The sequence below is a fragment of the Pseudomonas sp. GL_117 genome, from assembly GCF_057835125.1.
Window position 1 is genome coordinate 5,455,651 of the sequence record NZ_CM174418.1, and the last position, 12,081, is coordinate 5,467,731.

General features: G+C 61.2%; 10 protein-coding genes. 5 read left to right on the forward strand and 5 right to left on the reverse strand.

Annotated elements, in window-relative coordinates; translation table 11 throughout:
• Nucleotides 1-23: 23 nt before the first annotated feature.
• Nucleotides 24-665, forward strand: coding sequence for an oxidoreductase (locus AC3ISR_RS24865; protein WP_192299045.1), 642 nt, complete (start codon nt 24-26; stop codon nt 663-665).
• Between the two features lie 123 nt (nt 666-788).
• On the opposite strand, the gene AC3ISR_RS24870 is transcribed toward AC3ISR_RS24865, so the two are convergent.
• The 5 genes from AC3ISR_RS24870 to AC3ISR_RS24890 form a co-directional block, all read right to left on the reverse strand.
• Nucleotides 789-1,073 carry a YceK/YidQ family lipoprotein gene (locus tag AC3ISR_RS24870; protein WP_192299046.1) on the reverse strand — a complete coding sequence of 95 codons (285 nt, stop codon included), beginning with the start codon at nt 1,071-1,073 and terminating at the stop codon, nt 789-791.
• Nucleotides 1,066-1,695, reverse strand: coding sequence for a flavin prenyltransferase UbiX (ubiX, locus tag AC3ISR_RS24875; RefSeq protein WP_017735613.1), 630 nt, complete (start codon nt 1,693-1,695; stop codon nt 1,066-1,068). The genes AC3ISR_RS24870 and ubiX overlap by 8 nt, the downstream gene beginning before the upstream one ends.
• Nucleotides 1,692-3,041 (reverse strand): UDP-N-acetylmuramate:L-alanyl-gamma-D-glutamyl-meso-diaminopimelate ligase, encoded by a 1,350-nt coding sequence (gene mpl / locus AC3ISR_RS24880; protein WP_192299047.1) that lies wholly within the window; start codon nt 3,039-3,041, stop codon nt 1,692-1,694. Before mpl ends, ubiX begins: the two co-directional genes overlap by 4 nt.
• A 104-nt stretch (nt 3,042-3,145) precedes the next feature.
• Nucleotides 3,146-4,198 (reverse strand): hypothetical protein, encoded by a 1,053-nt coding sequence (locus AC3ISR_RS24885; RefSeq protein ID WP_463983903.1) that lies wholly within the window; start codon nt 4,196-4,198, stop codon nt 3,146-3,148.
• Between the two features lie 185 nt (nt 4,199-4,383).
• Nucleotides 4,384-6,285, reverse strand: a complete 1,902-nt coding sequence (locus AC3ISR_RS24890) for a sigma-54-dependent Fis family transcriptional regulator (protein ID WP_226455816.1) — start codon at nt 6,283-6,285, stop codon at nt 4,384-4,386.
• A 271-nt stretch (nt 6,286-6,556) separates the two neighbouring features.
• Between AC3ISR_RS24890 and exaC the strand changes: the two genes are divergently transcribed.
• The 4 genes from exaC (at nt 6,557) to eutC (ending at nt 11,999) form a co-directional block, all read left to right on the forward strand.
• Entirely contained in the window at nt 6,557-8,077 is a 1,521-nt protein-coding gene (gene exaC / locus AC3ISR_RS24895; RefSeq protein WP_305391592.1) for an acetaldehyde dehydrogenase ExaC, read from the forward strand.
• A gap of 210 nt (nt 8,078-8,287) precedes the next feature.
• The gene (gene eat, locus AC3ISR_RS24900; RefSeq protein WP_192299050.1) at nt 8,288-9,721 is read left to right on the forward strand and encodes an ethanolamine permease; all 1,434 of its coding nucleotides are present in this window, start codon (nt 8,288-8,290) and stop codon (nt 9,719-9,721) included.
• Nucleotides 9,722-9,774: 53 nt separating this feature from the next.
• Nucleotides 9,775-11,169 (forward strand): ethanolamine ammonia-lyase subunit EutB, encoded by a 1,395-nt coding sequence (locus AC3ISR_RS24905; protein ID WP_124525118.1) that lies wholly within the window; start codon nt 9,775-9,777, stop codon nt 11,167-11,169.
• Nucleotides 11,166-11,999, forward strand: coding sequence for an ethanolamine ammonia-lyase subunit EutC (eutC, locus tag AC3ISR_RS24910; protein WP_226455818.1), 834 nt, complete (start codon nt 11,166-11,168; stop codon nt 11,997-11,999). The genes AC3ISR_RS24905 and eutC overlap by 4 nt, the downstream gene beginning before the upstream one ends.
• The last annotated feature ends 82 nt before the right edge of the window (nt 12,000-12,081 follow it).

The following is a 12,081-nucleotide window of genomic DNA, read 5'->3' on the forward strand; positions in this document are numbered from 1 at the left end:
AACGTGTAACAGGGGGAAACACCATGTACCTGACGCCTCAACATATCCTGCTGGCCGGAGCTACCGGCCTGACCGGCGAACACCTGTTGGATCGCCTGCTCAATGAACCCACCGTGACCCGCGTGCTGGCGCCCAGCCGCAAGCCACTGGCCGAACACCCGCACCTGGAAAACCCAGTGGGCGACCCGGCGGTGGTTTTGCCGCAATTGAGCGGGCGCGTGGACATTGCCTTCTGCTGCCTGGGCACCACCATCAAGAGCGCGGGCTCCGAAGAAGCGTTCCGCGCAGTTGACCTGGACCTGGTGGTGGCTTTCGCCAAGCGTGCACGGGAACTGGGCGCGCGCCACCTGATCGTGATCAGCGCGATTGGCGCCGACGCGAAATCCTCGATCTTCTACAACCGTGTCAAAGGCGAGATGGAGCAGGCGCTGAAAGCCCAAGGCTGGCCGCAGTTGACCATCGTGCGGCCCTCGCTGTTGCTGGGTGAACGCCTGGAACCGCGCCTGGCCGAACAACTGGCGGGGCCGTTGTCGCGGCTGATTCCGGGCAAATACCGTGGTATTGAAGTATGCGAACTGGCCCGGGCGATGTGGCGCCTGGCGCTGGAAGAGCAGGATGGTGTGCGGGTGGTGGAGTCGGATGAGTTGCGCAAACTCGGCAAGTGATTTCGCGGTGGCTGGGCGGGCCTCTTCGCGGGCAAGCCCGCTCCCACAGCGGATCAGGTTCACACCGTTCAAATGTGGGAGCGGGCTTGCCCGCGAAGAGGCCAGCACAGGCACCCACTTCTCTTAAAGACCGCCCGTGGCGTTGAAGCCAACCCCCAGCACCGTCAACACCGACAGCGGCAACAACAGCGTGTCGAGCAACGCACTGGCCGGCAGATCCACGCCGGGATAACTCGGCGCTTGCGCGCCAAACCGATCCTTGGCGCAACAGCCGCCGTTCATGGCATACAGATCCAGGCGCGTGCCGGCATACACCACCGGCGCGCCGGGTTGCGCCGCATCCAACGTGCGCGCCGTGGCGCACCCCGTCAGGTGCAACGCGACAACCAACATCAGCGCCTTATTCATCGCTGCTCAGATGATGCTCACCCCATCGCGGCAGCATGTCCTGGGGAATGTTCAGCAGATTGAGGATGCGCGCCACCACGAAATCCACCAGGTCATCGATGGTCTGTGGCTGGTGATAGAAACCCGGCGACGCGGGCAAGATGGTCACGCCCATGTTCGACAACTTGAGCATGTGCTCCAGGTGAATGCTCGAATATGGCGCCTCGCGCGGCACCAGGATCAACTGGCGACGCTCCTTCAAGGTCACGTCCGCCGCGCGCTCGATCAGGTTGTTGCACGCGCCCGTGGCAATCGCCGACAAGGTGCCGGTGGAACACGGCACCACCACCATCGCCGCCGGCGCGCCGGAGCCCGAGGCCACCGGCGACATCCAGTCTTCCTTGCCGTAGACCTTGATCTGCCCCGCCGCCGCACCGGTGTACTCGGTGAGGAACGCCTGCATCATCTGCACCTTCGGCGGCAGCGCGACGTCGGTCTCGGTCGCCATCACCAACTGCGCAGCCTTGGAGATCAGGAAGTGCACCTCACGGTCCTCGCGCACCAGGCAATCAAGCAAGCGCAAGCCGTAAGGCGCGCCGGAAGCACCGGTCATCGCCAGGGTGACGCGTTCCGGGCCACTCATTTCAGGGCCTCGGCCAGTTTGCCGTGCAGGCCGCCGAAGCCGCCGTTGCTCATCACCACCACGTGGGTACCGGGCTTGGCTTGCTGTTTGACGTGTTCAATGATGCCTTCGATGGAATCGCAGACCGTCGACGGCACGGTGCACAACGCAGCGATCGCCGGCAGGTCCCAACCGAGGTTGGCCGGCGCGTACCAGACGGCCTCGTCGGCATCGTTGACGCTTTCCGGCAGGCCATCGCGGTGCGCGCCAAGCTTCATGGAATTGGAGCGCGGCTCGACAATCGCGATGATCGGCGCATCGCCCACGCGTTTGCGCAGGCCGTCCAAGGTGGTGGCAATCGCCGTCGGGTGGTGGGCAAAGTCGTCGTAGATGGTAATCCCATTCACGTCGGCGACTTTTTCCATGCGCCGCTTCACGCTCTTGAATGCGCTCAACGCCGCAATGCCCATCGACGGCACCACGCCCACGTGCCGTGCGGCTGCCAGCGTGACCAGGGCGTTGGCAACGTTGTGCTGGCCGGTCATGTCCCACTCGACAACGCCCTGGGCCTGGCCTTCGAACAGCACTTCAAATCTGGAACCGTCTTCGCTGAGCAACTTGACCTGCCACTGCCCGCCCGCGCCGGTGGTTTGCACCGGGGTCCAGCAGCCCATTTCGATCACGCGCTGCAAGGCGGGCTCGGTGGTGGGGTGAATCACCAGGCCTTCGCTCGGGATGGTGCGCACCAAATGGTGGAATTGCCGCTCAATGGCTGGCAGATCCGGGAAGATGTCCGCGTGATCGAACTCAAGATTATTCAGGATCGCCGTGCGCGGGCGGTAGTGGACGAATTTGGAGCGTTTGTCGAAGAAGGCGCTGTCATATTCATCCGCTTCAATCACGAAGAACGGCGTATCGCCCAGGCGCGCCGACACCGAGAAGTTCTGGGGCACGCCGCCGATCAGGAACCCCGGGCTCATGCCGGCATGTTCCAGCACCCAGGCCAGCATGCTGCTGGTAGTGGTCTTGCCGTGAGTACCGGCGACTGCCAGCACCCAGCGACCTTGCAACACATGATCGGCCAGCCATTGCGGGCCCGACACATACGGCAAGCCTTTGTTGAGCACGTATTCGACCGCCGGGTTGCCACGGGACATGGCATTGCCGATCACCACCAGGTCCGGGACCGGGTCGAACTGCACCGGGTCGTAACCTTGGGTCAACTCAATGCCCTGGGCCTGCAGTTGCGTGCTCATGGGCGGGTAAACGTTGGCATCGGAGCCTGTGACGTGATGGCCCAGTTCCTTGGCCAGAACCGCCATCGAGCCCATGAACGTGCCGCAAATACCGAGAATATGAATGTGCATAGTCGACCTCGTAAAACATCGAGGCAGGTTAGCGCAGGAGGGGGGAAATCGCACTCTTTATACGGGTAGGAGCGCAGCAGGCGCTCCCACCGGCGGCGAACACTTCAGACCTTGGCTAGCGCCTGTTCTTCATTTTCACTTTGTTTGATGGCCGCGAACACGCGCAACTTTTCATACGACTCGGCCATCCGCTCAAAGCGTTTTTCAATCAGCTCGAGACGCCCCTTGGCATCGACTGGAGGTGTCATGCCAGGTTTATAGGGTTTGAAAATAATGCCGTTCTGACGAGTGGCCTTTTTAAGCTGCTGCTCTGATACATCGAGCAGTTTCTCCAGGTTACCCAGACGCCCAGGCTCATCTTTTGGCCAACTTTCATTTTTAGTGAACACACTCTTGGTATCACCAAGAATGAACATCACCGTGGAAGCCATTCCTAACAGTTTGGTCTCGGCGTCCTCCAGTTGCGCGCCGAGGGTCGTTTCCGCTGGGGCAGGCGACTGCACTGCCTTGGGGGCGGTCGCGGCGCTCGGCAAAAACGGCGGCGGCAGCACGCCCGGAGCGTACGTCGCCTTGATCGACTCCCCGGCGGCCACGGAGCCAGCATAGGCCCCCACGTTGACCGGCGCACTGACGATGCCGGTAATGCCGGCACTGATAAAGGCATCCCGCGCAACCTGGCTGGCTTTGGGCGCCGAGGAAATCACGCCGGCCTTGACCAGGCTGTCCGCATCGATAAGCCGCTTGGCCGCCTCGGCAACGCTGATTTTCGGCGTTTGCTTGGACAGGCTGGCCAACAGCAACGCGTCATTTTGTTTGACCTTATTGGCATGAATCACCGCGCTCGCCACGTTCTGGAAGCGGTTGATCGGGGTCGGCAGCCCTGAACCGGACGGCTTGTTCGACGGCTTCGGCTTAGGGGGTGGTGACACGGTAGGCTTGGGAGGGACCTGTGGTCTTGGCGGCACGACCACGGGTGGCGCCGCCGACGACTTACTGCCGAACAACGAAAAAATGCCTTTGTCTTTTATACCGCGCTTGCTGCGCGCCAAAGGCTGTGCGGTGGTATCGCTGTTGCGCACCACCGTCGGCGCCGCAGGTTTATCGATAGTTGCCGACAGCTGGGGAATATACGCAAGCGTTGGAGTTGTAATTATCATCGTGTTCACCCGAGTGATTTTTATTAAATGAAAACACCTTGAGCAGTTGCCCTAATTGAGTGAATAAATGGCATTGACCAGTTCCTATAGGAACAGGCCAACTCAATGTGCGTGGAACTTCCCACTTAACAATAAAAAATCAATTCAGCTGACCGTTGAAAAGAACACCCTCCTACAACTTTCAATTAAACCGAAGCAAAACGGGTAATCCCGTGTTTTCGCAACTTGCGGTACAAGGTATTGCGACTGACACCCAGATGCTCCGCCGTTTGCGTCATGCGCCAATGCTGACGCTCCAGCGCCGCCAACAAAGTCTGGCGCTCGGCATCGTCGAGCGGCAACTCGCTGGCCCGGTTCAGCGGGGCCTGGTGCAATAGCGCCGGCAGGTCGGCCAGCCCGATGCGTCCGTGATCACACAGCGCCACCAGGGTGCGCAACACGGTGCGCAATTGCCGCACATTCCCAGGCCAGGCATAGCCCAGCAACGTTTGACGCGCCGCCGGCTCCAAGCTGATCGACTGTCCTTGCGCCTCCTCGGTCAACAGGAAGTCGAGCAACTGCTGCTTGTCACTGCGCTCGCGCAATGCCGGCAAGGCCACTTCCAGACCGTTGAGGCGGTAGTACAAATCCTCGCGAAAGCTGCCGTCCTGCACACGCGCCAGCAGATTGCGGTGGGTCGCGCTGACGATTCTGACATTCACCGCCTGGGGCGCACCGCCGATGGGTACCACCTGGCGGTCCTCCAACACCCTCAACAAGCGGGTCTGCAACGCCAGCGGCATGTCACCGATTTCATCGAGGAACAGGGTACCGCCGTCCGCTTGCTGTAACTTGCCGCGCATGCCTTCTTTAAGCGCGCCGGTGAAGCTGCCGCCACGATAGCCGAACAGTTCGCTTTCGATCAGGTTTTCCGGGATGGCCGCACAGTTGAGTGCAACAAACGCCTTGTCTGCGCGCTGGCTGGCCTGGTGCACGGCCTTGGCGAAGGCTTCTTTACCAGAGCCGGTCTCGCCGTTGATCAACAAGGGCACATCGCGCTCGAACACCCGCAGCGCCTTGCGAAACTCGTTTTGCAGCGCCGGATCGCCCAGGCAGATACCGGGCAAGCGCGCCGGCGCGGGCTTGGCCACTGGCATCGACACCGGCACCGTGCGCGACTGACCGCGCAACGCGGCGAACAGGTGCCGGCCGTCACGTGTGCGCAGAGGCCAACTGGCAGTGGCATTGGCACTGGCGCGTCCGAGCAGTTGATCCAGGGAACAGTCGAAGCATGCGTCTACCGACTGCCCCAGCAAACTGCCGCGCATTTGCCCCAGCAGGTTGAGGGCGCTCTGGTTGACCGCACAAATCCGCCCATCGCCGTCGAACGCCAGCAGTCCTTCGCTGAACAGGCCCACCGACTCGGCTTGCAGATGAAAACGCAGCAGCCAGTGATGTTCAAAGTGGCGCAGGAAATAGCAACTTTCGATCATCTTCGCCGAGAGGTTGACCAGCGCCATCGTATGGAACTGGCTCTGGCGCGATACGGCCTCACGGGCTGAAGACACATCCAGCACCGCCAGCAATTCGCCATGAGGGTCGAACACCGGGCTCGCCGAACACGTCAGCCCGGTATGGCGGCCGCGAAAATGCTCATCGCGATGAATGGTCAGGGACTGGCGCTCTACCAGGCAGGTGCCGATACCGTTGGTACCTTCGCAGGCTTCGCTCCAATCGGCACCGAGCCACAACCCGGCACGCTCGAAGATCTTGCGCTCGGACGGCGCGGTGACACAGTTGAGGATCACCCCGCGCGCATCGGTCAGCAGCACCGCATGACCGGCGCCCGAGAGCTGTTGGTGCAGGCTGTTCATCTCACTGCCGGCAATGTGCAGCACCTGTTGCAGGCGCTCGCGGCTTTCCAGCAAGCGGCCGTGCTCAAGCACGGTGGGCGCGAGGGTCTGCGCAGGGTCGAGATGATAGTCCTCCAGGCAACGCAGCCAGGACCGGGCGATCGACGGATCACTGGCGGGGCCTTGGGAACGTGCTTGTCCGCGTGTCACGGTCAAGACTTGCTGGGCATGGCGACTGAAATGATCGTTGTGCATTTCTTATTATTCTCCCTGCGTGAGAGCGCCCAGCATCCCCCAGCCATCCGACCAATGCAATCCCGGGCAGACTCACTGGTCACGGGCTGTACCGTTTATGGCACAACCTGTCACATCACCTGTGTCAACGCTGCCACAGTAGCGCCTTGCAACAAAGTCCAAGCCCTTGATTTAGCTGGCCTGCGCAGCGGTGGCCCAACCTTTGCTCTACGCTTATCAAGCGCAGCAGCGCTGCACTCCAAATAAACATAAAAGCCAGGAGATACCCACCATGCGTTACGCACACCCCGGTACTGAAGGCGCGATCGTTTCGTTCAAGGCCAAGTACGGCAACTACATCAACGGCGAGTTTGTGCCGCCGGTCGAAGGCAACTATTTCACCAACACCTCGCCAGTCAACGGCAAGCCTATCGCCGAGTTCCCGCGCTCCACTGCCAAGGACATCGATAAGGCGCTTGACGCCGCCCACGCTGCTGCGGACGCCTGGGGCAAAACCTCAGTGCAGGACCGCTCGCTGGTGCTGCTGAAAATCGCCGACCGTATCGAGCAGAACCTCGAACTGCTGGCCATCACCGAAACCTGGGACAACGGCAAGGCGGTGCGTGAAACCCTCAACGCCGACATCCCGCTGGCCGCCGACCACTTCCGCTACTACGCCGGCTGCATCCGCGCCCAGGAAGGCAGCAGCGCCGAGATCAACGAACACACCGCCGCCTATCACTTCCACGAACCGCTGGGCGTGGTCGGCCAGATCATCCCGTGGAACTTCCCGATCCTGATGGCCGCCTGGAAACTCGCCCCGGCCCTGGCCGCCGGCAACTGCGTGGTACTCAAGCCGGCCGAGCAAACCCCACTGGGCATCAACGTGCTGCTCGAAGTGATCGGCGACCTGCTGCCACCGGGCGTACTCAACATGGTGCACGGTTTCGGTAAAGAAGCCGGTGAAGCCCTGGCCACCAGCAAGCGCATCGCCAAGATTGCGTTCACCGGCTCGACGCCGGTGGGCTCGCACATCATGCATGCGGCGGCTACCAACATCATTCCGTCGACCGTTGAGCTGGGTGGCAAGTCGCCGAACATCTTCTTCGAAGACATCATGAAGGCCGAGCCGTCCTTTATCGAAAAGGCCGCCGAAGGCCTGGTGCTGGCGTTCTTCAACCAAGGCGAAGTGTGCACCTGCCCATCTCGCGCCCTGGTGCAGGAGTCGATCTACGACGACTTCATGAAAGTGGTGATGAAAAAGATCGAATCGATCAAACGTGGCGACCCGCTGGACACCGACACCATGGTTGGCGCCCAGGCATCCGAGCAGCAGTTCGACAAGATCCTGTCCTACCTGGAAATCGCCAAGGGTGAAGGCGCGCAGCTGCTCACCGGCGGCAAGGTCGAGAAGCTCACCGGCGACATGGCTGGCGGCTATTACATCCAACCGACCCTGCTCAAGGGCACCAACGCAATGCGCGTGTTCCAGGAAGAAATCTTCGGCCCGGTGGTAAGCATCACCACCTTCAAGGACGAAGCCGAGGCCTTGGCCATTGCCAACGACACCGAGTTCGGCCTGGGTGCTGGCGTGTGGACACGCGACATCAACCGCGCCTATCGCGTAGGCCGGGCAATCAAGGCGGGCCGCGTGTGGACCAACTGCTATCACCTGTACCCGGCGCATGCCGCGTTCGGCGGTTACAAGAAGTCCGGCGTGGGGCGTGAGACGCACAAGATGATGTTGGATCACTACCAGCAAACCAAGAACTTGCTGGTTAGTTATGACATTAATCCGTTGGGCTTCTTCTAACTAACCACTTCCCTCCCACATTTGAAATGCAATTGAAAATGTGGGAGCGGGCTTGCTCGCGAAAGCGGTGTATCAGTTACAGACTTATCAACTGACCTACCGTTTTCGCGAGCAAGCCCGCTCCCACACTTGAAGTTTCATAAGTACTTGCGAACTTCATCCGGCACACAGATGCCGAATTAGAACAATAACAATGAAAGGTACTTCCTCATGCCTAGCGAACCGAGTGGATCTTCTGTCGACTTCGAAAAAGTCGACTCCCAATACTTCCAACAACGCGAACTCAAAAAAGGCGCCGCCGGCTGGGTGCTGTTGGTTGGCCTTGGGGTTGCCTATGTTATTTCCGGCGACTACGCCGGCTGGAACTTCGGCCTGGCCCAGGGTGGCTGGGGTGGCATGTTCCTCGCCACGTTGCTGATGGCCACCATGTACCTGTGCATGTGTTTTTCCCTGGCCGAACTGTCCTCGATGATCCCAACCGCTGGCGGCGGCTACGGGTTTGCCCGAAGTGCGTTTGGCCCCTGGGGCGGGTTCCTCACAGGCACCGCGATCCTGATCGAATATGCCATTGCACCGGCAGCCATCGCGGTGTTCATCGGCGCCTATTGCGAGTCGCTCTTCGGGGTTGGCGGCTGGATGATCTACCTGGCGTTCTACATCATCTTTATCGGCATCCACATCTTTGGTGTCGGTGAAGCCCTGAAGTTGATGTTTGTGATCACCGCTATCGCCGCGATTGCCCTGGGTGTGTTCCTGGTGTCGATGGTGCCGCACTTCAACGTCGCCAACCTGCTCGACATTCCCGTGACCGAAGCCAAGGGCGCCAGCACGTTCCTGCCGTTCGGCTACGTCGGCGTGTGGGCGGCGATTCCTTATGCGATCTGGTTTTTCCTCGCCGTCGAAGGCGTACCGCTGGCTGCCGAAGAAACCAAGAATCCGAAACGCGACCTCCCTCGCGGCCTGATTGGCGCCATTGTGGTGCTGACCAGTTTTGCCCTGCTGATCCTGGTGATTGCGCCGGGCGGTGCGGGGACCTATGCGCTGATCAAATCGGGCAACCCATTGGTTGAAGCGCTGGCGCTGTCCTACGGTGGTTCGACGTGGATGGGCAGCTTCGTCAACCTCGTCGGCCTGGCCGGCTTGATTGCGAGTTTTTTCTCGATCATCTACGCCTATTCGCGGCAGATCTTCGCGCTTTCCCGTGCGGGCTACCTGCCGCGCAAACTGTCCCAGACCAATAAAAGCAAAGCACCGGTGCTGGCATTGGTCATCCCCGGCATCATCGGTTTTGGCCTGTCTTTGACCGGCCAGGGTGATTTGCTGATCCTGGTGGCGGTGTTCGGCGCGACGATTTCCTACGTGCTGATGATGGCCGCGCACATCACCCTGCGCATTCGTCGCCCCAAAATGGACCGCCCGTACCGCACACCTGGGGGCATCTTCACCTCCGGCGTCGCCTTGGTACTGGCTTGCGTGGCCGTAGTGGCGGGCTTCCTGGTCGATCCACGGGTGGTGATTGGCGCGGCGATCATCTATGGAGTATTAATTGCTTACTTTGCTTTCTACAGCCGGCATCACTTGGTAGCAGGCACGCCCGAAGAGGAATTCGCGGCGATCCAGGCCGCAGAGGCCGCCTTGCACTGACTGCCGTAAACCTCGACGCGAGCGCCGTGCCCGCGTCGTCAAGGAGACACTGTATGGCAAGCTTTTCCCACGCGGTGGGTACACAAACCTACCGCTTCGACAGCCTCAAGGACGTGATGGCCAAGGCCAGTCCTGCACGCTCCGGGGACTTTCTCGCTGGCGTGGCCGCGCAAAACGACGGTGAACGGGTGGCCGCGCAGATGGCGCTGGCGAATATCCCGCTGAAACACTTCCTCGAAGAAGCGCTGATCCCCTATGAAAGCGATGAGGTCACCCGGCTGATCATCGACACCCATGATAAGCAGGCGTTTGCCGTGGTCAGTCACCTGACCGTCGGCGGCTTGCGCGACTGGCTGCTGAGCGACGCGGCCGACGAACATAGCCTACGCGCGCTGGCGCCTGGGCTGACGCCGGAAATGGCTGCCGCCGTGTCCAAGATCATGCGCGTGCAGGATCTGGTGCTGGTGGCGCAGAAGATCCGCGTCGTCACCCAGTTCCGCGGCACCATGGGCCTGCGCGGGCGTTTATCCACACGCCTGCAGCCCAACCACCCAACCGATGAGCCGGCCGGTATCGCCGCGAGCATTCTCGACGGCCTGCTGTACGGTAACGGCGACGCCATGATCGGCATCAACCCGGCCACCGACAGCATCGCCTCGATCTGCGCCATGCTCGAAATGCTCGACGCAATCATCCAGCGCTACGAGATCCCGACCCAGGCCTGCGTGCTGACCCACGTCACCACCTCCATCGAAGCGATCAACCGTGGCGTGCCGCTGGACCTGGTGTTCCAGTCGATTGCCGGCACCGAAGCGGCCAACGCCAGTTTCGGCATCAACCTGAACGTGTTGCAGGAAGGTTACGACGCGGGCCTGAGCCTCAATCGCGGTACCCTGGGCCAGAACCTGATGTATTTCGAAACCGGCCAGGGCAGCGCCTTGTCGGCCAACGCGCACTTTGGGGTCGACCAGCAAACCTGTGAAACCCGGGCCTATGCGGTGGCGCGGCATTTCAAGCCGTTCCTGGTCAACACCGTGGTCGGTTTTATCGGCCCGGAGTACCTGTACAACGGCAAGCAGATCATCCGCGCCGGCCTCGAAGACCACTTCTGCGGCAAGCTACTGGGCGTGCCGATGGGTTGCGACATCTGCTACACCAACCACGCCGAAGCCGACCAGGACGACATGGACACCCTGCTGACCCTGCTCGGCGTGGCGGGGATCAACTTCATCATGGGCATCCCCGGCTCTGACGACATCATGCTCAACTACCAGACCACCTCGTTCCACGACGCCCTGTACGCCCGCCAGACCCTGGGCTTGAAGCCGGCACCGGAGTTTGAACAGTGGCTGGCGAAGATGGGTATCTTCACGCAAGCCGATGGCAAGGTGCGCTTCGGTAACAGCCTGCCACCGGCGTTTCGCCAAGCCTTGGCGCAATTGGGATGAAGGAGCCGCCCGTGCAACTCGACCTACCTGAGAACCCGTGGCTGGAACTGCGCCGCCTGACCCCGGCGCGCATTGCCCTGGGCCGTACCGGCACCAGCATTCCCACCCAGGCGCAACTGGACTTCCAGTTCGCCCACGCCCAGGCGCGGGACGCCGTGCACCTGCCCTTCGACCATGCCGGCCTCAGCGGCCAACTGGCCGAACGCGGCCGTGAGAGCCTGTTGCTGCACAGCGCCGCAACTGACCGGCACAGCTACCTGCAACGCCCGGACCTGGGGCGGCGCTTGAGCGATGAGTCGGCCCAGGCGCTGCGCGCGCATGCGGCGGCCAATCCCGGTGGCGTGGACCTGGCAGTGGTGGTGGCAGATGGCTTGTCCGCACTGGCGGTGCATAAACATACGTTGCCGTTTCTGACACGCATGGAAGAACAGACCCACGCCGAAGGCTGGTCCTTGTCACCCGTCATCCTGGTCGAACAAGGCCGTGTGGCCGTGGCCGATGAGATCGGCCAATTGCTCGGCGCCAAAATGGTGGTGATCCTGATCGGCGAACGGCCAGGGCTCAGCTCGCCGGACAGCCTGGGGTTGTATTTCACCTACAACCCCAAGGTCGGCCTCACCGATGCGTATCGCAATTGCATCTCCAACGTACGCCTGGAGGGCTTGAGCTACGGCATGGCAGCCCATCGCCTGCTTTACTTGATGCGAGAGGCGTGTCGCCGGCAACTGTCGGGGGTCAACCTCAAGGATGAGGCGCAGGTTCAGACCATCGAATCGGATGATCCGGACCTGATGAAAGGTAATTTCCTGCTCAGTTCACCGGATGACTGAACGCTGCATGATTGCGCTTTTTCGCGCCGTTAGGCAGCATCGAGTCACGGCCGCTTGTGTGGTCATACCCCATTTGGAAGTT